The sequence below is a fragment of the Stutzerimonas stutzeri genome, assembly GCF_000590475.1.
Taxonomy (GTDB): Bacteria; Pseudomonadota; Gammaproteobacteria; order Pseudomonadales; family Pseudomonadaceae; genus Stutzerimonas; species Stutzerimonas stutzeri_D.
Genome location: NZ_CP007441.1, coordinates 2,602,148 through 2,623,970, shown reverse-complemented (window position 1 = coordinate 2,623,970; position 21,823 = coordinate 2,602,148). Strand labels below are relative to the sequence as shown.

Below are 21,823 nucleotides of genomic sequence, written 5' to 3'. Positions count from 1 at the left end.
GTCCTCTAGCATTCAAAACTACAAAACATTACGTGCAGAAGGTCGCCATGAATTTCGCCTATTTCCCCAAGGTTCAAGAGCTGCGTGAGCGCGTCCAGGCGTTCATGGATGCGCATGTCTATCCTGCTGAAAAGATCTTCTACCAACAGGTAAGCGAGGGAGACCGCTGGCAGCCCACCGCGATCGTCGAAGAGCTCAAGGCCAAGGCGAAAGCCGAAGGATTGTGGAACCTCTTTTTGCCCGATTCCGAACTGGGCTTTGGGCTGACCAATACCGAATACGCGCCGCTGGCCGAAATCATGGGCAGCTCCGGCCTTGGCCCAGAGGCATTCAACTGCTCGGCGCCGGACACCGGCAATATGGAAGTGCTGGTTCGTTACGGCAGCGAAGAGCACAAGAAGCAGTGGCTTGAGCCACTGCTGCGTGGGGAAATCCGCTCCGCCTTCGGCATGACTGAGCCGGGTGTGGCGTCTTCCGATGCCACCAATATGGAGGCCCGCGCGGTTCGCGAGGGTGACGAGTGGGTTATCAATGGTCGTAAATGGTGGACGTCCGGTGCCTGTGATCCACGCTGCAAGGTCATGATTTTCATGGGCCTCACCAACCCGGATGCACCGCGCCACCAGCAGCATTCGATGATCCTCGTACCGATGGACGCACCGGGTCTGAAGGTGCTGCGTCCGCTACCGGTGTTCGGCTACGACGACGCACCGCACGGCCACGCCGAAGTGTTGCTGGAAAACGTGCGGGTGCCGTACGAGAACGTGCTACTCGGCGAAGGCCGCGGCTTCGAAATTGCACAAGGCCGCCTCGGCCCGGGCCGCATTCACCACTGCATGCGTTCCGTGGGTGTCGCCGAGCGCGCGCTGAAACTGATGTGCGAACGTTCGGTGAACCGCACCGCATTCGGTAAGCCGTTGGCGCGATTGGGTGCCAACCTGGACCATATCGCCGAATGCCGCATCGAGATCAACATGGCGCGCCTGCTAACGCTCAATGCGGCGTACATGATGGATACCGTGGGCAACAAGATTGCCGCCAGTGAGATAGCGCAGATCAAGGTCGTTGCACCAAACGTGGCGTTGAAGGTTATCGACCGCGCCATTCAGATCCATGGTGGTGCTGGTGTTTCCGAAGACTTCCCGCTGGCGCACTGGTGGGCGATGCAGCGCACCCTGCGTCTGGCCGATGGCCCGGACGAGGTGCATCGCGCATCGATCGCCAAGCATGAGTTAGGCAAGTATTTCCCACGGGAAATGCTGCGCAGCCGCTGATATAAGCTTGGCTTAACCGAAAAGGCAGATCCATGGCGCATGGGTCTGTCTTTTTTGTTGTTTGCGGTCGGGGAAGGGCCTTATCGCCCGGTATTGCGAACGTCTGCTGACTTCTGCGGTGCGGTGAAAATTGATTCGCGAGCCAGTTCGCTCCGACAGGGCATGTGGTGGCATCTGGCATCTGTAAGGAGCGAGCTGGCTCGCCATCAGGAGGCTCGAAGCTTGGCAGCGCAGCGGACGGCATCGCAGCTCTGGGATTTCGCACCTCAGCTTAAGGGCAATGGCTGGCTCATTACGGCGCGACCGTCGTCAGATCCGGCGGCGTGCGCTGACCGTAGCTGGCGATGACCAGATTTCGATAGCGCCGGTAGGCCTGTTCATAAGCCTGAACTGCGTTGGCATCAGGCTCGACGGCGGTTGCTTCGTCAACGCTGACGCAACGTTCACAAATCTCGACAAGGCTGGCCTGTGGCTGGATTTGCCTGGCGTGGCACCAGGCCGCCTGGATCGCGCCACCGAGCGCCGCGGCCTCGCTATGAGAGGTGCAGACCACTGGCGTGGCCATCATGTCGGCGACGATCTGCCGCCACAGCGGATTTTTCGCACCACCGCCGATCAACTGGATCCGCTCGCTGCGAATCCCGCTCTCACGGAGCAGATCCAACCCGTACCGCAAGCCGAAGGTCACGCCCTCGACCACGGCGCGGCAGAGATTGGCACGGGTCATGTTGTCCGCAGTCAGGCCGTGCAGGCTGGCTGTCGCCTGGGGCAGGGCGGGCACGCGCTCGCCATTCAAAAAAGGCAGCACGGTTACGCCTTCGGCACCAATGGGAGCCTGTGCCACCAAGGCATTGAACTGATAGAGGTCGAGTTGCAGCAGCTCGCGAATGGCGCCGTTCGCGTTGGTCATGTTCATGGTGCAGATCAGCGGCAGCCAGCCACCGCTGGACGAGCAGAAGGTCGCCACTGACGGCTGGGGACTGATGTGTGGTTCCTCGGCGAAGGCATAGAGTGTGCCCGAGGTGCCAAGGCTCATGGTGATCGCCCCGGGGCGGATATTACCGGTGCCGATGGCACCCATCATGTTGTCGCCCCCCCCGCTGGCCACGATGGCTTGGGGGTTCAGTCCCAGCCGGGCGGCCAGATCAGAGCGTATCCGCCCGATCGGTTGATAGGGCTCGATCAGATCAGGCAGGGCGCGCTCCAGTCGGCCGCTTGGATCGATATGGCGCAGCAGCGCATGGTCCCACTGACGGGTACGGACATTGAAATAACCCGTCCCTGACGCATCACCGTGTTCGCTTGTGCAACGGCCGGTCAGCCAGTAATTCACGTAGTCATGGGGCAGCAGGATATGCGCGATGCGGGCGAACAGTCGGGGGTGCTGCTCCTTCATCCACAACAATTTGGATACCGTGTAGCCAGGGGCTATGACCACCCCGAGGCGCTGCAGCGAACCCTGTTCACCGCCCAGCCATTCGAGCAGCCGTTGGTTCTCCGCTGCAGATTCCGTGTCGCACCAGAGCTTGGCCGGGCGAAGCACCTGACCCTCGGCATCGAGTGTCACGAGACCATGCTGTTGCCCTGAAACACCGATGCCCAGCACGGTGCGACCGTCGACACCTGCTTCGGCAAGAGCAGCTGCAGTGGCAGCTGTGAAGGCAGAGATCCACTGCTCGGTATCTTGCTCGCGTCGCCCGTTTGCGCCACTTATCAGCGCATGGCTAGCCGAGCCCTGGCCCAGCACGCGACCGCTGGCAGCGTCTAGCAGCAGCGCCTTGGTGCCCTGGGTGCCGCAATCGATACCTAGAAACATGGCGGCTCCTTCAGCGGGTCAGCAGCAGATCGAGCGTTCCGCTGACACCGAGTGTCTTCAACCGCAGCAGGTTGCGCTCGAAGGCATCGCGGAACGCCGCCGAGCGAGGGATCTGAGCGCCGAAAATCTCCTCCCGACCAAGTAAGCGATCGACGAGCCCCTCGTCTTCCTCCACCAGCGACTGGCAGAACTCGGCGCGCGGGTCCGGAATCCGGTATGTATCTTCGTTCTCGTCTACGCCGCGCAGATACAGCGCCCACGCCGCCACCACCAGCGCGGCGCGGTCCAGTTCGGCACCGTCGGCGATCAGACGGTTGATCGTCGGCACGGTGAACTTGGGAAATTTCGATGAGCCGTCGGAGCAGACGCGCTCCAGCTGATCAGCGATGGCGCAATTGGAGAAGCGATCGATCAATGTCTGTTTGTACTGCGTCAGATCGATGCCTGGCACGGGCGCCAGCTGCGGCGTGACATCCTCATCCATGTATTGGCGGATGTACTCGACGAACAGCGGGTCGGCCATGGTTTCGTGCACGAAGCGATAACCGCGCAGGAAACCCAGGTAGGTCAGGGCGAGGTGGCTGCCGTTGAGTAGCTTGATTTTCATTTCTTCGTAAGGTGATACATCTCCGGTGAACTGCACGCCAACCTTTTCCCAGGCCGGACGCCCGGCGACGAATTTGTCTTCCAGGACCCATTGCACGAAGGGTTCGCAGACCACGGGCCAGGCGTCATCGATACCGTGTTTCTGCCGGAGATCCTTGCGGTGCGCTGCGCTGGTCATTGGCGTGATGCGGTCGACCATCGCGTTGGGGAAGCTGACGTTTCGTTCAATCCAGCCTGCTAGCTCGGTATCGACCAGATGGGCGAAGGCCAGGGTCGCCTTGCGAGTGACATCGCCGTTGTGCGGCAGGTTATCGCAAGACATCACGGTGAACGGGCCGATCCCCTGGCCGCGACGCCGGGCCAGCGCGGCGCACAGCAGGCCGAAGACACTGATCGGCGAGCGTGGATTTTCCAGGTCATGCTTGATTTGTGGCAGCGCGGCGTTGAACTCGCCGGTGCTATCGTCCATGCAGTAGCCGCCCTCGGTTATGGTCAGCGACACGATACGAATCGCCGGATCAGCCAGCCGAGTGACCACCGTATCGGAACCGTTCTCGCCGACCAGCAGCATGTCGCGGATGCTGCCGATGATCCGCACTTCGGTATCAGGTCGGTCGTCGAGCTCGACCAAGGTGTAGAGATAGTCCTGCGAGGCCAGGGCGTCGCGCATGCTCAGCTCGTCGCCCCGTGTACCGATACCGCAGATGCCCCAGTCGAGGCCTTCACCGGTGTTCATCAGCGCATCGGTATAGGCTGCCTGATGCGCGCGGTGAAAGCCGCCGACGCCGATGTGCGCGATACCGGCAGTGACCGCCTTGAGGTCATAACTCGGGCGGGCAATGTGCGCTGATAGCTGCGGCAGATTCTGTCGTTTCAACTTCATGTCAGGCCTCGCAGGGCGTGAGAAAGGGAAAGCCGGAGCGTAATCGCAACCTCGGCGGCAGCGATTCGCCAGTAATAGTGGCTCCAGTAGGCGCGGGTGCCGTCAGGCGACCTGCTGCAACGGCTGGCCGACGGCCAGGCCGTTGCTGTCGAACAGGTGGCAATGGGCAGCGTCCAATGTCAGCGACAGCGTCTCGCCGTAACGCGGGGTAAAGTCTCCACGGATGCGCATGGTCAACGGCTCGTTGTTCTGCGTGATCACGTGGCAGTAGGTGTCGCTACCCAGCCGCTCGCTCACGTCGGCTTTTACGGTGAGCTGGCAATCGTCTTCACTGCCGCGGTTGAGGTGCTCCGGACGGATGCCCAGCGTGACCGGATCGCCGGCAGACAGTGCCTCGCCACCTAGGGGTAGATACAGTCGGCAGCCAGCTTCTAACTCGACTTCGACGCCGGCCGCTTCGGTCCGGCTGACACGGCCCTTGAGAAAGCCCATCTTCGGCGTGCCGAGAAAGCCCGCGACGAACAGGTTGGCCGGATTATGGTAGAGCTCCATCGGTGAGCCGACCTGTTCGATACGACCACCGTTGAGCACCACCACCTTGTCGGCCAGGGTCATGGCTTCGACCTGATCATGGGTCACGTAAATCATTGTGGCTTGCAGTTCCTGATGCAGACGCGACAGCTCAAGACGCATCTGTACACGTAGCGCCGCGTCAAGGTTCGATAGCGGTTCGTCGAACAGAAATACCTTGGGGTTGCGCACGATGGCGCGGCCGATGGCGACACGCTGGCGCTGACCGCCGGAGAGCTGACGCGGTTTGCGCTCAAGCAGCGGCTCCAGTTCAAGTGTGCGGGCGGCGGCCTCGATCTTGCGCGCGACTTCCTGTTTGTCGGCGCCGGCCAGGTCGAGCGCGAAGGACATGTTCTTGCGCACCGTCATGTGCGGATACAGCGCGTAGGTCTGAAACACCATGGCCAGGTCGCGCTTGGCCGGGCCGAGGTCGGTGATGTCGCGACCATCGAGCTCGATCTTGCCGCTGCTGACTTCCTCGAGCCCGGCGATCAGGCGCAGCAGGGTCGATTTGCCGCAGCCGGACGGGCCGACGAAGACGACGAATTCGCGGTCGCGAATGTCCAGGTCGATGCCCTTGATGATGTCGTTGCCGTCGAAGCTTTTCTTCAGGTTGTGGACTTTCAGGTCTGCCATGTTCGAATCCTTTTAATCTCGTCGATCTTGTTGATACCGCGGCGGCGCTATTTCACGGCGCCGAACGACAGGCCTCGGACTAGCTGCTTCTGGCTGATCCAGCCGAATATCAAGATGGGCGCACAGGCGAGAGTGGACACAGCCGAGAGCTTGGCCCAGAACAGTCCTTCAGGACTGGAGTAGGAGGCGATCAGTGCGGTCAGCGGGGCGGCGTTGGAGGAGGTGAGGTTCAATGACCAGAATGCCTCGTTCCAGCACAGGATCAGCGACAGCAGCATCGTTGAGGCGAGCCCGCCCTTGCTGATCGGCAAGAGCACGCGAACCATCTCCTGCATCAGGGTCGCGCCGTCCATTCGCGCCGCTTCGAGGATGTCGCGGGGGATGTCCTTGAAGTAGGTGTAGATCATCCAGACCAGAATCGGCAGGTTGATCAGCGTGTAGATGACGATCAGTACCGTGCGGCTGTCGAGCAGGCCAAACTGCTTGGCCAGCAGATAGATCGGCACAAGCACGCCCACCGGCGGCAGCATCTTGGTGGAGAGCATCCACAACAGCGTGCCCTTGGTCCGCTTGGTCTCGTAGAAGGCCATGGAGTAGGCGGCGGGAATGGCGATCAGCATGCCCAGCGCGGTGGCGCCAAAGGAAATCGTCACCGAGTTCCAGGCGTACTTGAAGTAGCCGCTGCGGTCCTGGATGTGCAGGTAGTTCTCCAGCGTCGGCGTGAAGATGAACTGCGGCGGGGTGGCGAACGCGTCGATCTCGGTCTTGAAGCTGGTCAGGATCATCCAGAAGATTGGAAAGAACAGCAGCAGCGCCACGGCCCACGCGAAAAGCCCGACGACGAGGGTATTGAGGCGGCGACTTTGTTTGAGCGTAAGCATCGGTCTGTCCTCAGTATTTTTCGGTGAGATTCTTGCCGAGCATCCGCACCAGGATGATCGCCGCGATATTGGCGATCACCACCGCAATCAGCCCGCCGGCCGATGCCATGCCGACGTCGAACTGCAGCAGCGCCTGGTTGTAGATCAGATAGGCAAGGTTGGTCGATGCGTATCCGGGACCCCCACTGGTGGTAGTGAAGATCTCGGCGAACACGGAGAGTAGGAAGATGGTTTCGATCATCACCACCACCGCAATCGGCCGCGCCAGATGCGGTAGGGTCAGGTGCCAGAAAATGGCGATCGGGCCAGCGCCATCGAGGCGGGCGGCTTCCTTCTGCTCCTGGTCGAGGGACTGCATGGCCGTCATCAGGATCAGGATCGCGAAGGGCAACCATTGCCAGGACACGATGATCACGATCGAGGCCAGCGGATGTTGGGCCAGCCAGTCGATTGGCTGCGCGCCAAAGGACTTCCAGACGGCGGCCAGAATGCCTGACACCGGGTGGTAAATCAGGTTCTTCCAGACCAGGGCGCTTACCGTGGGCATGATGAAGAACGGCGAAATCAGCATGACGCGCACGATGCCGCGACCGGCGAAGTCCGCCGCCTCCAGCAGGGCGGAAATCAGCACGCCGAGGACCACGCTGATCAGCAGTACGCTGCCGACCAGAATCAGCGTGTTGACCATGCCGGGGATGAAGCCGGCGTCGGTCAGGAAATACTCGAAGTTTTCCAACCCGACGAAATCGTTTTCGCCGGGATAGAGCAGGTTGTAGCGAATCGTCGAGAAGTAGACGGTCATCGCCAGCGGCACCAGCATCCATAGCAGCAAGAGCGCAACGGACGGGCTGACGAGGAACCAGCTGGAGCCGAATCGTCGTGGCTTGCGCTCGTTCGACTCGCTTGTCGTGTCGGTGAGAGGGGCCTTGGGGATGGCTGTGGTAGAGGTGGCCATGGGCGTGCTCCAGGGAAAGAAGGCCATGAGGGCTCAGGCGAGCCCTGTCCGGTGGGAGTGCCTACTTAATCCCTACTTGGGGTAGCCGGCGCGCTTCATCTCTCGGGCTGTGGACTGCTGGACCGCAGTGAGCATCTGCTCGACCGGCATCTGCCCGGTCAGTGCGGCAGAAAACATCTTGCCGACCTGGGTGCCTATGGCCTGGAACTCGGGAATGGTCACCAGCTGGATGCCTACATAGGGCACCGGCTTGGCGGACGGCGATGCCGGGTCAGCCTGCTTCAGCGACTCCAGGGTGATCTGGGCGAAGGGTGCAGCGGCCATGTACGCGTCGTTGTAGGTCGACTCGCGAGTGCCCGGCGGCACGTTGGCGACGCCATCGGTTTCGGCGACGAGCTTGGCGTAATCCTTCGAAGTGGCCCAGGCGGCAAAGGTCTTGGCGGCTTCCTTCTGTTGCGAGCTGGTCGGAATCGCCAATGCCCAGGAATACAGCCAGGCCGAGCCCTTATCTGTTTCCTGCTGCGGGGCGAAGGCGAAGCCGACTTTATCGGCGACCTTGCTCTGCGAACTGTCGGTGACGAATGAGCCGGCAACCGTCGCATCGACCCACATGGCGCACTTGCCGCTGTTGAACAGTGCCAGGTTCTCGTTGAATCCGTTGCTGGACGCACCCGGCGGGCCGTATTTGCTCAACGTGTCGACATAGAAACTGGCCGCCTTGGTCCACTCCGGACCGTTGAATTCGGGTTGCCACTTTTCATCGAACCAGCGTGCGCCGAACGAATTGGCCACGGTGGTCACCAGCGCCATGTTTTCGCCCCAGCCGGCCTTGCCGCGCAGGCAGATGCCGTACTGGTCCTCGCCCGGCTTGTGCAGCTTTTTGGCGAACTCTGCCATCTGCGTCCAGGTGGGATGCTCCGGCATGTCCAGACCGGCCTGCTTGAACAAGTCGGTGCGGTAGTAGGTCATCGAGCTTTCGGCATAGAAGGGCAGGGCGTACAGGGCGCCATCGACCGACAACCCCTCACGTACCGAGGGGAAGACATCGTCGAGGTCGTAGGTGTCGGGCAGATCGCTCATCGGTGCGAGCCAACCCTTCTGGCCCCAGAGCGACGCTTCGTACATGCCGATGGTCAACACATCGAACTGGCCGCCGTCAGTAGCGATATCGGTGGTCAGTCGTTGGCGCAGAACGTTCTCTTCCAGCACCACCCAGTTGAGTTTGATGTCGGGGTTCTTTTCTTCGAAGGTCTTGGACAGGCGCTGCATGCGAATCATGTCCGCGTTGTTGACCGTCGCGACGGTCACGGTTTCGGCGGCCTGCGCCATGCCGAACGAGGCGATGCAGGCCGTACCGAGCAGCAAGCGTGAAATCTTCATTCCTGAACTCCTCTTCCACGGCAGAGCGGTGGAAGTCGCTTATTGTTTTTGTTGTTGCTCGCGTACTGCGCTACGAGCGGCTCGCGAGCATTACAACGCCGGCAGTATGCGGGCGACAAAGCCCTGACCACACTTCGAACGATACTTTTTTGCACAGGGTCTGAACGTGATTGTCTCTCGGATATACGCAGCATTAAGCCGCGCCAACCGCTCAAGCGCGAGGGTTTTCCGTGCTCGGTCGGGGATTGGCGAACGAATCGGAGTGCGAGAGTGTGGTGGGAGACAGCGTCCGGAAGCGTATCAGCTGGCCAGGTTCTGCTCGGTCAGACGCTGCTCGATCAGGCGGCGATAGCACGACGGCGTCATGCCCTTGAGCTGCTGGAAGCGGCGGTTGAAATTGGACAGGTTGTTGAAGCCCGACTCGAAGCAGACGTCGGTGACAGGCTTGTCCTGATCCAGCAGCAGCTCGCAGGATTTGCTGATGCGCAGGCTGTTGACGAACTCGACGTAGCAGCGGCCGGTTGCGCGCTTGAAGAAGCGCGAGAAGTAGGTGGGCTTCATACCGAGGTGGCTGGCCACCTCTTCAAGGGGCAGCTCGCGCATGTAGTTGTCGAAGATGTAGTTGACCGCCATGTTGGTGCGATCGGCATGGTGCTCGTCGCTCAGTTGCGCCGAGGTCGCGCCGGAGAGCAACTGGTAGTCGTCACAGCGCGCGAGGAGCTCGAGCATGATCAGGAAATAGCCGAGGCGGGTGGCGCCGCGGCTGTCGGCGATCTGCTGCATCAGCTGGCGCGCCTGGGCGATGGTTTGCGGGCAACGGAACTCGATTCCGTAGCGGGAGCGTTCGAGCATCGGTGTGAAGCTGCGCAGTTCGGAAAAAACGCTGTGGCCCGCCTCGAACAGCTCGTCGGTGAAATTCACCAGCATGTCGCGCTTGGTCACCACTTCGCCGTCCTCGACCTGGCTGATCCAGTTGTGCGGCAGGTGCGGCCCGGTCAGGAACAGGCTGTCCGGACCGAAGTTACCGACGTAGTCGCCGACGAAGACCTTGCCCGAGCTGGCCACGATCAGGTGCAGCTCGTACTCTTTATGGTTGTGCCAGCGAACCAGTGGGCAAGGGAACCCGTGCTCCCGGTAGATCAGCGAGTTGCCGTGGTGATCGTCCATCAGTTCATAGGATGGATCGGTGATCTTCAACGCTTTCATGCAGGTTCCGTCGTCCTAAAGTCCTCTGGGGTTTATAGACGCTCGTGGAGCTACGGCCAACCGGTCAGATGATTTCGTATCGGTAAGGCAGCTCGGGACCTTGTCTGGAACAGGTGATCGATGCCGCCTGCATCGCGAAACTCAACATCGCTTCCAACTGACCAGGCTCTATGTCTGCCAATGCGCCTGGGGAATTCAGGCCGTGCTCATGGAGGTAGCTCAGCAACGCCGCTTGAAAGGTATCGCCGGCACCGACGGTGTCGCGCACCGTGACGCTTCTGGCCGCCGCATACCGCGCGCCATGACGCCGACTGAACAGCTGCGCGCCAGCGCCCCCGCGAGTCAGCAGCACCAATGCGCAGCTTCCTTGCAGCCACCGCTGGGCAATGGCTTCGGGCGCTTCACCGGGGTAGAGCAGCGCCAGGTCTTCATCGCTGACCTTGATCACGTGCGCGCGCTCGGCAAAGGCTTCGACCCGCTCGCGCCAGCGCAGCACGTCCGGCTCGACGTTGAGTCGGATATTCGGGTCCAGGGAAATCAGACGATTACCGCTTTCGCGGCGTATTAGCGCCAGCAGGGTATCGGCAACCGGTGCGGTCACCAGCGAATAGGAGCCGACATGAATGCCTTGGATGTCCTCGCCAAGCGGGGCGAGATGCTCATCACGGGGTAAGCGGTCGGCGCATCCTTCTCCGCGAAAACTGTAGATCGGCACGCCGTTGGCCCCGAGCGCGACCATCGCTAGGGTGGTCGGCGCGTCGAAAGCCGCCAGATAGCGGCAATCAACGCCTTCCTCTTCGAGCACCTGGCGCAGCTGCTGGCCCAGATGATCGTTGGATATGCCGGTGAAGAGTGCGCAGGGCGTGCCCAACCTGGCCAGCCCGACGGCAACGTTGAAGGGCGATCCACCGGCTACCGCCTCGAGATTCAAGCGGTTGCTACGGGTGCCCGAGGGCGTCGCAAATACGTCGAACAGGGCTTCGCCACAGACCAGGTACATAGGATATTTCCGATGCCGTAAATCCTCAGAGCTTAGTCGCGGTACGTGCCGTGTAACAGTACGCCACAGGCTTTCCGCCAATACGATTTTGCACTGATTGTTGGCGGTTCAGTACACCCAGACTTCGACCCGCCGGTTCTTGATGCGGCCGCTCTCGCTGTTCGACGCCACCGGAAGTTGGTCGCCTAAACCATTGATATCTTTAACGAGTATGCCTCCACGGGACAGCTCGCGACGGACCGCCATCGCTCGCAGTTTGGACAGAAGAGCGGTGCGTGTCGGGTCGCCTTTCGCATCACCGAAGCCCACCAGCACCGCTGCGTTCATTATTTTGTCCGTGCCTCGGAGATAATCGATCAGGCGACCTATATCGCGCTGAGCCTTGTTGTCCAGACGCGCGCTCCCTTCGTCGAAGCGAAAATTGACCGTCAGTCGCTGCGCGGTATTGGACAGCTCCTGGTAAAGCGGCGGCATATCCGCCTGGGCTGGCAGCTTGATCGCGGTAATCGCCTGCGCGATGTAGCCGGATTGCGCGACGATGGCTTGGCCAGCGGCGCTGTGGACGAAGTCGAGGTAGGCGCGGGTCCACTCCGACTGCCGACCCGGATCGGCATAAAAGAACAGGCGACGCGACAATGGATAATCTTCGGTTGCGACAAGCGCCGTGGAGGGCAGCATCGGCTGCGAATTGCCATCGGCAATTGCCAAGGCTTTCGAACTCCCGACCGAGGCGAGACCGACGAAACCGATCGCGCCGGGGCGACTGCTGACCGTGTTCGACAGCTGGTCGTTGGATTCGTAGCGCGCGGCACTGCCGGCCAGCGTCTTGCTTTGCCTGGCGAGCACCAACTCCTTGAAAGTGTCATAGGTACCGGACTGATCATCGCGTGCGTGCAGCTCGACCGCGAGATCATCGCCGCCCAACTCGCGCCAGTTACGAATCTCGCCGGCAAAGAGATTGGCGACCTGCTCGACGCTGAGCGAAGTGATTCGGTTGCTCGGGTGAACGATGATTGCCAAGCCATCGATGGCGATGATCTGTTCGGCCTCTGCACTGCGCAGATTGCCCAGAGCGGCAAGGTTGTCGAATTCACTGTCCTTGATCGGTCGCGACGCGGCCGCGAGATCGGCGGAGCCGTCCTTTAGCCCGGCAAATCCGGTTCCTGTCCCGTGGGCCGCGACCAGCGCATGCAGCGTACGACCGGAACTGTCAGTGGCGCTAATGCGCTGCTCATTCTCGCGCCCAGCGGAAGCAATCCGTACTGCACCCAGACCCTGCGCTTCGAACAGCCCGGCGATCAGCATCGGGGCGAGCTTCGCGCCAACGGTGTTCGACCCTTGGATGCGCAGGACCGGACTATCGCTTACAGGCGGCGTCGGCGTGGCTTCGCTCGCTGAAATCGAACCGATGCTGAGCAGGCCGAGTAACGCCAGGCGCAGCGCCCGTTTCCCTATAGTGCGTGCGGACGCAGAAAATGCCATGCAGCGACTCCCTTTCAAAGAAGCGGGGAGATTAAGAAGCTTTGTTTACCGTTATGTGACGGCCGACCAAAATAGGGACGATGTGAGCGATGTTCCGCAGTTTCAGTAGCGCGGCTCGATGCTCGGTGCTGGATGCACTAAGGCGAGCCGGCGCTGCTACCTCAGTTCGATCCAGACCGGACAGTGGTCGGAGGGCTTCTCCATACTACGAATGTCATAATCGACGCCGCAATCGGTGACGCGGTCATGCAGGCCGGTGGTAGTCAGAATCAGGTCGATGCGCAGGCCTCGGCGTGGATCGTCTTCAAAACCTCGGCTGCGGTAGTCGAACCAGCTGAAGCGGTCGGCAACCTCGGGATTGAGCGTGCGGAAGCTGTCCTGTAGACCCCAGTTCTTCAGGCGCGCCAGCCATTCGCGCTCCTCCGGCAGGAAACTGCATTTGCCTGTACGCAGCCAGCGCTTGGCGTTCGCTTCACCGATGCCGATATCGCAGTCTTCCGGTGAGATATTGAAATCGCCCATAACCGCAACTGACTGGTCGGGCGTGAAGCGCGCTTCCAGCAGGGCTTGCAAGTCCGCGTAGAACTTTGTTTTGGCGGGAAACTTGGTGGGGTGGATGCGACTTTCTCCCTGCGGAAAATAACCGTTCATGACCGTGACCGGCTCCCCGTCACCATCGGCGAAGCGCCCCCAGATGAAGCGCCTCTGTGACTCTTCGCCATCGCCAGGAAAGCCTTTATGGATCTCCAGCGGAGCCTGACGCGAGAGCAGCGCGACGCCGTAATGGCCCTTCTGGCCATGGAAATGCACGTGATAACCCAGGGCTTCGATCTCGGCCTGAGGAAACTGCTCGTCAGCCACCTTGGTTTCCTGCAGCCCGATAACGTCCGGTCGGTGTCTATTGATTAACTCAGCCAGTTGATGAGGTCTTGCACGTAACCCGTTGATATTGAATGAGACAATTTTCATATTGGTCAGGCTCTGGCAAAACTGAAATTCTAATCGTATCGAGCAGCCCGTTGCGAGCCGTATCAGCGAGCCGCCGATAAACTCACGCAGAGGCGGCACGGCAGTTATGCCAGTGCTAACGTGAGATCAGGCTCTACAACAACAAATATCAAAGAGAACCGCCATGCCGATGCCTGCTGAAGTACGAATGCTGGACAGTGGTTACGCTAGGGAAGCTCGCTCGCTCTTGTACAACGCCTATCGACACGAACCCACCTTTGCCTACCTGTTCGAATCCGATCGGCCTGGCTATGACCAGCGTGTACGTGCGACGGTACGTGAGTTGGTGAATCAGCACCTTCTACAGGATCAGCCCTCGCTGGGATTGTTGCTGGACGATCGGCTGATCGCCGTCGCGCTGATCGCCCCGCCTCAACGGCGCCTGGATGTCACAGAGAGCTGGGCATGGCGCATGCGGATGTTGCTGACCGCTGGCTTTCGCTGCACCCGACGTTACCTCGATTATCACGCCGCAGTGCTGGGTTGCCTGCCGCCGGGTACCTTCCATGTATTACCGATGATGGCCGTCCACCCGCAATATCAAGGGCAACACTATGGCGAGCAGCTCCTTGAAGCGTTGCACAACTGGTGCGCCGCAGACACCGCCTCGAAGGGATTGGTGATCGACACAGGGAATCCGCGTTACCTGCATTTCTATGCGCGGCAGGGCTATCAGGAGATCGGCCAGGTGGCCATCGGGCCGGTGGTTGAGCATGTGTTTTTCCATCCTGCTCCTCGTCAGGTTGAAGCCAATAGCGGTTGAAGCCGAATTTTGTCGGTTGCTCAAAGTCCTACTGGTGGATGTCCGACGAAGTTTCCCAATGCCCTGCCTGACGCTGTATGTGCCGTGCCAAACGCCTCGCTGCCAGCCCCGAGCTTCGGCGCGCATCGTGCTAGCATCGCTCGCCATGCGCATATTCTCAATGGGTCGAATCGTTCCGGCCGCCCTTGCCTTGTTTGTTTCTACTGGCCTCTGCGCCGCGGAGCTCGACGTCACCGTCGAGCCTTCCAATCGTGCGCTGCGTGAAAATGTCGAAAGCTACGTCGGCGACTTGGGCGATCGCAACGAGGCGCAATTGCTGCGTTATAGCCGTATCGCCCTTGAGCAAGCGCAAAAGGCGCTACAGGCCTTGGGGTATTACAACGGTGAAATCGAATCTCAGGTCAGCGGCGGCGAGAAGCCGCAGCTGAGGTTGCGCATTCAGCCCGGCGAGCCGGTTCGCCTGCGCAACATTACTGTGCGTGTGGATGGCCCGGCGGCCGAGTTGCAGGTATTCCGAGTGCCTCGCGAGGCACTCACGACCGGCGATGTGCTAAACCATGGCCAGTATGAAGAGGTGAAGCAGCAGATCCTCAATCAGGCGTCACGCTATGGATTTTTCGATGGCCGCTTTAAACGGCAGCGCCTGGCCATCGACCCGGCGGCGAACGCCGCCGATGTCGAATTGGTGTTCGACAGCGGCCCACGCTACGTGTTGGGGGACGTGCGGTTCGAGGGCGACTCGCCCTTCGAACCGGATCTGCTGGCCCGCATGGTGCCGTTCGACGCGGGTACGCCGTACGACTCGGAACTGGTCGCTGATCTGAATCAGGCGATGCAGTCCAGTGGTTACTTCGAAGGAGTGCGGGTCGATGCCAATCCGGCCAATGCCGAGCAGCAACGCATTCCCGTTGCGGTTCAGCTGACCACACGCGACCCCAGAACCCTTGGGCTCGGGCTGGGTTTTTCCACCGACGTGGGCCCACGCATGCGTCTGGATTTTCTGCGCCACTGGGTCAATCCGCAGGGCCATAGCTACGGTCTCGAAACGGAGCTCTCGGCGCCGCGGCAGAACATCGGGCTCTGGTATGACGTGCCGCTGGATCCGCCGCTGACCGATAAGCTTCGCTATGCCGCGGGTTATCAGTTCGAACAGCTGGCCGACAGCGACAGCGAGAGCCGCCTGCTGACGGTCGGTCCTGAGTGGCACCGTAAGCTGCCCAGCGGGTGGAAGCGGGTCTGGGCGCTGAAATGGCGACATGAACAGTACGAGCTCGGGGATGATTCCGGCAGTAGTACGCTGCTGATGCCTGGGGTTGCTTACAGTTACCTGCGCAGCGACAACCGCATTGATCCCAGCCGCGGCTATCGCTTGGAATTCGAATTGGCAGCCGCCAAGGAGGGGCTGCTGTCCGACGCGGATCTGATTCATGCAAATACCACGGCCAAGGGATTGATCACCCTTGCTGGACGCCATCGATTCCTGGGGCGCGTTCAGGTCGGCGGCAACTGGACGGACGAATACACCAACGTACCGCCATCGCTGCGCTACTTCGCCGGCGGAGACCAGAGCGTACGCGGCTATGACTATCAGAGCCTGTCGCCGACCAACTCCGATGGCGACAAGATTGGCGGGCGCTATCAGTTGGCGGTCAGTGCCGAATACCAGTACTCGCTGACGGATAAGTGGCGGGTCGCGACCTTCATCGACCAGGGCAACGCATTCAATTCCTTGGAATTACCTTCGCTGAAAAGCAGCGTCGGGCTCGGCGTTCGCTGGGTTTCGCCGGTCGGGCCGATCCGTATCGACCTGGCGCACCCGCTTGATGAGGAGGGCGGCGTGCGGCTGCATTTCTCAATGGGGCCAGAACTTTGAAGTCTACGGCGCGAATCATCGGTTGGACGCTGTTAGGTATTCTGATCTTGCTGCTGCTGATTCTGCTGGCCGGAGGTGCGGTACTTGGCACCAACGCGGGCAGTCGCTGGGCTTTGAGTCAGGTTCCTGGAGTGCAGGTCGATCAGTTCCGCGGGCGCCTTGGTGGCGTTTGGCAGGCGCAGCGGCTGATCTGGGAGCAGGACGGCAATCGCGTCGAAGTGCAATCACCGCGGATGGCGTGGTCACCGCTGTGTCTGTTGCGCATGACGTTGTGCGTCGAGGAGCTGGTCGTCGGAGATATTGCTCTGCAATTCCCTCCGGCGCCGGAGGATGCGACGCCAGGTGAGCCGTTCAGCCTGCCTGACATCCAATTGCCGCTGCGATTGCGAATCGAACGGGTCGAGACAGGCAGGCTTCGGCTGAACGATGTCGAGCAGTTGCAGCGCGTGCAGCTACGTGCGGACTGGCGTCAGGAGGGCCTGGATATCGAGGCGCTGCAACTGCGCCGCGAAGACCTGTCGCTGGACATGGCTGGTCGCTTGAAGCCGAGCGGGGACTGGCCGCTGCAGCTGGCCGGCGACGCGGCGGTGCGGTCGCCCGATGGGCAACCTTGGGCGCTGAAGATTGCGCTGGAAGGCGAATTGCGCGAGCGGCTGATGCTGGATGTCGAAAGCCAGGGCTATCTCGACGCTAAGCTCCGAGGTTGGGTACGTCCGTTGGAGCCGGAGTTGCCGGCGAATCTGCTGCTGACGGTGGAGCGCTTCAAGGCTGCGGCGGAACTGCCTGATGCGCTGCGTCTGGACACGCTTGAACTGACCGCGGTTGGCGATCTGCAGCGTGGCTATCGGCTGGTCGGCGAGGGTAGCTTGCAAGGGGAGGGTGGTGCGGTTGGCATCGCCCTGAATGCGCTGGTTGATAAAGTCCATGCGCAGGTCGAAGCATTGCAGCTGGCTGCCGGCGAGGGGCGGCGGCTCAGCCTGAGCGGGCAGGCGGGCTGGCAGGACGGACTGCAGGGCGAGGGAGAACTGGCCTGGCGCGACTTCCCCTGGCGCCGGCTGTACCCGGGTGTAGACGAGCCGCCCGTGACACTGCGCACGCTGAATGCGCAGCTGCAATACGACGATGGCAACTATCTGGGCAACTTCGATGCGGCGCTGACCGGCCCGTCAGGCGATTTCACCTTGAAGAGCCCCATCAGTGGCGACCTCGAAGGGGTGCATCTACCGCAGCTCGAACTGCGCGCCGGACAAGGGCGAGCCGACGGAAATCTCAGCGTGGGCTTCGCCAGCGGCGTCGACTGGAACACCACCTTAGCCCTTAGCGAGCTCGATCCGTCGTATTGGATCGCGGAACTGCCAGGTCGGCTGAAAGGCACGCTCAGCAGTCGCGGTGCCATGCGGGATGAGCAGTTGCAGGCCGAGGCGAGCCTGGATATGGATGGCACGTTGCGCAAGCAACCGCTGAAGCTGCAGCTCGAGGCAAGCGGACAGGGCGCCACTTGGAATGTCCCGCGCATGGACTTGCGTCTCGGCGACAACCGGATTCAGGGCGGCGGGCGCTGGGCCGAAACCTTACAGGCAAGCCTCGAACTGGATTTGCCGCGCTTGGGCCAGCTTTGGCCAGACTTGCAGGGGCAACTTGCTGGAAACCTTCGCCTGGCGGGTACGCCGGCGGCCCCCCAGGGCGAATTGACGCTTGATGGCCGCCAAGTCGCGTTCCAGGACAATCGCTTGGATCGCCTGCAACTGGCCGCCAACCTCAAGGAAGGCGAGCGCGGCCAACTGCAACTCACCGCTGCGGGGCTGCAGGCGGGGGATACCGATCTGGGACAGCTGCGAATAGATGCCGAGGGCACTCGGCAGGCGCACCAGGGCCGTCTGAGTCTGCAGGGCCCGCTATTGGATCTTTCTTTGGCGCTGGATGGCGGATTGCGCGGCGAGGATTGGCGAGGGCGGTTGCTGCGGGCCGAGCTGGATGCCAAAGGCCAACAGTGGGCACTTCAACAGCCGGCCACCCTGCAACGCCTGGCCAGTGGTCGGGTGACATTGGGCGCGCATTGCTGGGGGGCGGGTCAGGCCACGCTCTGTGCCGAAGATCAGCGCCTTATGCCAGATCCGCAACTGCGCTACCGACTGCGTGATTTTCCACTGGAATCGCTGGCGCCTTATCTGCCTGACAACCTGGTCTGGCAAGGGGAGGTCAATGCCGATCTCGCGCTCGATCTGCCGAGTGCTGGTCCTAGCGGCAGTGTTCGAGTCGATGCGGGCCCTGGTACGTTGCGTATGCGTGAAGGCGGACAGTGGCTGGACTTTCCTTATACAACCCTGGCATTGGACAGCGAGCTTGCGCCACAACGAGTCGACGGCCGCTTGCGCTTCGAGGGCGGTGAGCTCGGCGAGATCGACGTGCAACTGCACGTCGATCCAAGCACCGAAGCCAAGGCCATCTCCGGCTCATTCCGTCTGAGCAATTTCAATCTCTCCGTAGCCAGGCCCTTGGTGGCTCAAGTCGAGCGATTAAGCGGGCAGCTGAACGGCAATGGCGAGTTGTCCGGCAGCTTGCAGCGGCCGCAGGTCAATGGTGAGCTGAGACTGAGCGATGCCGAGATTGCAGGCAGTGAATTGCCCGTCAGTTTCGAGCAGCTCGAGGTTCTTGCCGCCATTGAGGGCGAGCGCATGCGAATCGATGGAAACTGGCGCAGCGGTGAACAGGGACGAGGGGAGATTGTCGGCGCCCTGGATTGGCGTGATGCACTGGATATGGAACTGCGCGTGAAGGGCGCCCGGCTGCCAGTGATCGTCGAGCCTTACGCCGAACTGGAGGTCGAGCCGGATCTGCGCTTGGAGCTGGCCGGTGACCAATTGGCAGTGAGTGGCAAGGTACGCGTGCCACGTGGTGATATCACCGTTCGCGAATTGCCGCCTTCGACCGTCAGGGTTTCCGAAGACGCCGTGATCATCGGTGCGGAAGCCGAAGAAGCCCAGACACCGATGGCTGTTCGCATGGATATCGATGTTGAGGTGGGGGAGGACCGCCTGCGATTCACAGGCTTCGGTCTCACTGCCGATCTGGCGGGCTATGTGCACATCGGCGACAACCTCGACACCCGCGGCGAGCTCAATCTCAACAATGGCCGATATCGTGCTTACGGCCAGCGTTTGACCATTCGCCGTGCTCAGCTGTTGTTTACCGGTGTGCTGACTCAGCCATTTTTGAATATTGAGGCCATACGACGAATCGAGTCAGACAACGTCATCGCCGGCCTGCGCATCACCGGCAGCGCTGAGCAGCCAAGGGTCGACGTGTTCGCCGAGCCGGCGATGAGCCAGGAGCAAGCGTTGTCGTACCTGGTGCTCGGCCGGCCGCTGGGTGCCGATTCCGGTGAAAACAACATGCTGGCGCAGGCGGCTCTGGGGCTTGGCCTGGCGGGTAGCTCGTCGATTACTGGAAATGTTGCCCAGCGTCTGGGCATTCAGGACTTCCAGCTCGACACCGAAGGCCGCGGCACGGAAACCAGCGTCGTCGCCAGTGGCCGCCTGACTGATCGTTTAACGCTTCGGTATGGCGTCGGGGTGTTCGAGTCGGCCAACACCGTTGCCCTGCGCTATCAATTGACCAAGCGGATCTTTCTCGAGGCCGCGAGCGGACTCGCCAGTTCCCTCGACATCTTCTATCGCCGCAACTTCTAATCATTCATGCAGCGAGTTCGCCGGCAAAAAAACCGCCTCGAATTTGCTGGCGGCATTGCAGCGCTAAGCTACGCTGATGAGCTTACGTAACCGGTAATCAGGGTGCCGTCATTCGGTGACTTGCGAGTCGCTCGAGGCCGCGAATCCTACCTGCCAATGATGTCGCGCCAAGCACTTGTGGTGATGGTAGGATCGCTCGGTCGCTCCTCGCATGACGGCTGACGCAGGGCTCTAGCATGAGTTTTGCAAGTTGTCGGTAGTACCCAGCACATTGAAGTCGGGGTCATACCGAGTCGCTTCGGCAGGGGGATGGAAATATGGCGTGTGCGCTGTATTTGTATTCCACTCCGGCGCGGGCCGCTCGGGCAAGGATGTCTAACATAATTAAGAAGGGTGCCTTGAATGGAATTCCTGCAAAACCTGGTCAATAGCATTAACGGGCTCGTCTGGGGCCCACCCATGCTGGTGCTGATCCTCGGCACTGGTCTCTTTCTGATGGTGATGCTCAAGTTCATGCCGCTGGGGCGTATCGGCACCGGCTTCGCGCTGATCTGGCGTGGGCGCGTAAAAGGTGACGAGGAAACGGGTGAGATCAGCCCGTTCCAAGCGCTGATGACCTGTCTGGCCGCCACCGTCGGCACCGGCAACATCGCAGGCGTGGCCACGGCGATCTTCCTCGGCGGCCCGGGCGCGCTGTTCTGGATGTGGTGTACCGCGCTGGTTGGCATGGCCACTAAGTACTGCGAAGTCGTTCTGGCGGTGCATTACCGCGAGAAGGACGACCGTGGCGAGCATGTTGGCGGGCCGATGTATGCCATCAAGAACGGTCTTGGCAAACGCTGGTTGTGGCTAGGTACCGCATTTGCCATCTTCGGTGGTCTGGCCGGGTTCGGTATTGGCAACATGGTACAGGTAAACAGCATGGCGCTCGCGCTTCAGGCCACGTTCTCCATACCGCTATGGGTCACCGGTCTGGTTGCCATGCTGTTCGTGGGGCTGGTGATCCTGGGCGGCATCAAGCGGATCGGCGCGGTGGCCGCGGCACTGGTGCCGGTCATGTGCGTTGCGTACATCATCGCCGGCATCACGGTACTGGTGGTGCACGCGTCGGAGATTCCCGCAGCGTTCGGCCTCATCTTCACTCACGCGTTTTCGCCCATCGCGGCCACAGGCGGCTTTGCCGGCGCGGCGGTCATGGCGGCGATCCGTTTCGGTGTCGCGCGCGGTATCTTCTCCAACGAGGCGGGTCTCGGCACCGCGGGAATCGCTCAGGCAGCCGGCACTACCAACAGCTCGGTACGCTCGGGCATGATCGGCATGATGGGCACATTCATCGATACCCTGATCATCTGCACCATCACGGGGCTAGCAATTATTTGTTCCGGAGTCTGGACCGGGGGCGAAAGCGGTGCTGCTCTCTCCGCCGCAGCCTTTGAATCGGCCATGCCGGGAATTGGCGGAGCGCTGCTCACCATCGCACTTGTGGTGTTTGCCTTCACTACTGTTCTTGGCTGGAGCTATTACGGTGAAAAATGCTGGGAATTCCTGGTTGGGACCAGGGCGATCTGGCCGTTCCGTATCATCTGGGTGCTGGCCGTGCCGTTCGGTGCGATCGCCCAGCTGGATTTCGCCTGGCTACTGGCGGATACCCTCAACGGCCTGATGGCGATTCCCAACCTGGTAGCCCTGCTACTGCTGAGTCCGGTAGTGGTCAAGTTGACCAAGGAGTATTTCGCCCGTAATCAGGCGGCATGATCAATCCGGGCCGCGAGTATCACCCTCGTGGCCCACGAACCAAATT

The 21,823-nt window shown here is 61.1% G+C and carries 15 protein-coding genes; 5 read left to right on the top strand and 10 right to left on the bottom strand.

Annotation, left to right across the window (positions count from 1 at the left end):
* Nucleotides 1-47 precede the first annotated feature (47 nt).
* Nucleotides 48-1,274: an acyl-CoA dehydrogenase gene (locus CH92_RS12020; protein WP_025242020.1), complete on the top strand. Its 1,227-nt coding sequence runs from the start codon at nucleotides 48-50 to the stop codon at nucleotides 1,272-1,274.
* A gap of 292 nt (nucleotides 1,275-1,566) precedes the next feature.
* Here CH92_RS12020 and xylB read toward each other — a convergent pair whose 3' ends face one another.
* The 10 genes from xylB to xthA all read right to left on the bottom strand — a co-directional run bounded on the left by xylB (nucleotide 1,567) and on the right by xthA (nucleotide 13,658).
* The gene (gene xylB / locus CH92_RS12015; RefSeq protein WP_025242019.1) at nucleotides 1,567-3,090 is read right to left on the bottom strand and encodes a xylulokinase; all 1,524 of its coding nucleotides are present in this window, start codon (nucleotides 3,088-3,090) and stop codon (nucleotides 1,567-1,569) included.
* A gap of 10 nt (nucleotides 3,091-3,100) precedes the next feature.
* Complete coding sequence (locus CH92_RS12010; RefSeq protein WP_025242018.1) at nucleotides 3,101-4,579, bottom strand: mannitol dehydrogenase family protein; 1,479 nt, start codon at nucleotides 4,577-4,579, stop codon at nucleotides 3,101-3,103.
* A 102-nt stretch (nucleotides 4,580-4,681) separates the two neighbouring features.
* Nucleotides 4,682-5,785: an ABC transporter ATP-binding protein gene (locus tag CH92_RS12005; RefSeq protein WP_025242017.1), complete on the bottom strand. Its 1,104-nt coding sequence runs from the start codon at nucleotides 5,783-5,785 to the stop codon at nucleotides 4,682-4,684.
* Between the two features lie 47 nt (nucleotides 5,786-5,832).
* Nucleotides 5,833-6,666 carry a carbohydrate ABC transporter permease gene (locus CH92_RS12000; protein ID WP_025242016.1) on the bottom strand — a complete coding sequence of 278 codons (834 nt, stop codon included), beginning with the start codon at nucleotides 6,664-6,666 and terminating at the stop codon, nucleotides 5,833-5,835.
* Between the two features lie 10 nt (nucleotides 6,667-6,676).
* A complete protein-coding gene (locus CH92_RS11995; protein ID WP_025242015.1) occupies nucleotides 6,677-7,621 on the bottom strand; it encodes a carbohydrate ABC transporter permease in 945 nt (314 codons plus the stop codon).
* 72 nt (nucleotides 7,622-7,693) lie between these two features.
* Nucleotides 7,694-9,001 carry an ABC transporter substrate-binding protein gene (locus tag CH92_RS11990; protein WP_025242014.1) on the bottom strand — a complete coding sequence of 436 codons (1,308 nt, stop codon included), beginning with the start codon at nucleotides 8,999-9,001 and terminating at the stop codon, nucleotides 7,694-7,696.
* 300 nt (nucleotides 9,002-9,301) lie between these two features.
* Entirely contained in the window at nucleotides 9,302-10,207 is a 906-nt protein-coding gene (locus CH92_RS11985; RefSeq protein ID WP_025242013.1) for an AraC family transcriptional regulator, read from the bottom strand.
* Between the two features lie 64 nt (nucleotides 10,208-10,271).
* The gene (locus CH92_RS11980; RefSeq protein WP_025242012.1) at nucleotides 10,272-11,207 is read right to left on the bottom strand and encodes a carbohydrate kinase family protein; all 936 of its coding nucleotides are present in this window, start codon (nucleotides 11,205-11,207) and stop codon (nucleotides 10,272-10,274) included.
* A gap of 108 nt (nucleotides 11,208-11,315) precedes the next feature.
* On the bottom strand, nucleotides 11,316-12,689 hold the full coding sequence (locus CH92_RS11975) for a substrate-binding domain-containing protein (protein ID WP_025242011.1): 1,374 nt from the start codon (nucleotides 12,687-12,689) through the stop codon (nucleotides 11,316-11,318).
* Between the two features lie 156 nt (nucleotides 12,690-12,845).
* Nucleotides 12,846-13,658, bottom strand: a complete 813-nt coding sequence (gene xthA, locus CH92_RS11970) for an exodeoxyribonuclease III (protein WP_025242010.1) — start codon at nucleotides 13,656-13,658, stop codon at nucleotides 12,846-12,848.
* A gap of 163 nt (nucleotides 13,659-13,821) precedes the next feature.
* Between xthA and CH92_RS11965 the strand changes: the two genes are divergently transcribed.
* From CH92_RS11965 to CH92_RS11950, 4 genes are all read left to right on the top strand, one after another.
* Nucleotides 13,822-14,460 carry a GNAT family N-acetyltransferase gene (locus CH92_RS11965; protein WP_025242009.1) on the top strand — a complete coding sequence of 213 codons (639 nt, stop codon included), beginning with the start codon at nucleotides 13,822-13,824 and terminating at the stop codon, nucleotides 14,458-14,460.
* Between the two features lie 160 nt (nucleotides 14,461-14,620).
* A complete protein-coding gene (locus CH92_RS11960) occupies nucleotides 14,621-16,333 on the top strand; it encodes an autotransporter assembly complex protein TamA (RefSeq protein WP_051517606.1) in 1,713 nt (570 codons plus the stop codon).
* Nucleotides 16,330-20,022 carry a translocation/assembly module TamB domain-containing protein gene (locus CH92_RS11955; protein WP_025242007.1) on the top strand — a complete coding sequence of 1,231 codons (3,693 nt, stop codon included), beginning with the start codon at nucleotides 16,330-16,332 and terminating at the stop codon, nucleotides 20,020-20,022. The genes CH92_RS11960 and CH92_RS11955 overlap by 4 nt, the downstream gene beginning before the upstream one ends.
* Nucleotides 20,023-20,424: 402 nt before the next feature.
* On the top strand, nucleotides 20,425-21,777 hold the full coding sequence (locus CH92_RS11950) for an alanine/glycine:cation symporter family protein (RefSeq protein WP_025242006.1): 1,353 nt from the start codon (nucleotides 20,425-20,427) through the stop codon (nucleotides 21,775-21,777).
* Nucleotides 21,778-21,823: the final 46 nt, after the last annotated feature.

Excerpts from the sequence above, each read along its gene's own strand:
- xthA (WP_025242010.1), bottom strand. The coding sequence starts at position 13,658 with ATGAAAATTGTCTCATTCAATATCAACGGGTTACGTGCAAGACCTCAT.
- CH92_RS11990 (WP_025242014.1), bottom strand. The coding sequence starts at position 9,001 with ATGAAGATTTCACGCTTGCTGCTCGGTACGGCCTGCATCGCCTCGTTC.
- CH92_RS11975 (WP_025242011.1), bottom strand. The coding sequence starts at position 12,689 with ATGGCATTTTCTGCGTCCGCACGCACTATAGGGAAACGGGCGCTGCGC.
- CH92_RS11980 (WP_025242012.1), bottom strand. The coding sequence starts at position 11,207 with ATGTACCTGGTCTGTGGCGAAGCCCTGTTCGACGTATTTGCGACGCCC.
- CH92_RS12005 (WP_025242017.1), bottom strand. The coding sequence starts at position 5,785 with ATGGCAGACCTGAAAGTCCACAACCTGAAGAAAAGCTTCGACGGCAAC.
- CH92_RS11995 (WP_025242015.1), bottom strand. The coding sequence starts at position 7,621 with ATGGCCACCTCTACCACAGCCATCCCCAAGGCCCCTCTCACCGACACG.
- CH92_RS12010 (WP_025242018.1), bottom strand. The coding sequence starts at position 4,579 with ATGAAGTTGAAACGACAGAATCTGCCGCAGCTATCAGCGCACATTGCC.
- CH92_RS11960 (WP_051517606.1), top strand. The coding sequence starts at position 14,621 with ATGGGTCGAATCGTTCCGGCCGCCCTTGCCTTGTTTGTTTCTACTGGC.
- CH92_RS11985 (WP_025242013.1), bottom strand. The coding sequence starts at position 10,207 with ATGAAAGCGTTGAAGATCACCGATCCATCCTATGAACTGATGGACGAT.
- CH92_RS11965 (WP_025242009.1), top strand. The coding sequence starts at position 13,822 with ATGCCGATGCCTGCTGAAGTACGAATGCTGGACAGTGGTTACGCTAGG.
- CH92_RS11950 (WP_025242006.1), top strand. The coding sequence starts at position 20,425 with ATGGAATTCCTGCAAAACCTGGTCAATAGCATTAACGGGCTCGTCTGG.
- CH92_RS12000 (WP_025242016.1), bottom strand. The coding sequence starts at position 6,666 with ATGCTTACGCTCAAACAAAGTCGCCGCCTCAATACCCTCGTCGTCGGG.
- xylB (WP_025242019.1), bottom strand. The coding sequence starts at position 3,090 with ATGTTTCTAGGTATCGATTGCGGCACCCAGGGCACCAAGGCGCTGCTG.
- CH92_RS12020 (WP_025242020.1), top strand. The coding sequence starts at position 48 with ATGAATTTCGCCTATTTCCCCAAGGTTCAAGAGCTGCGTGAGCGCGTC.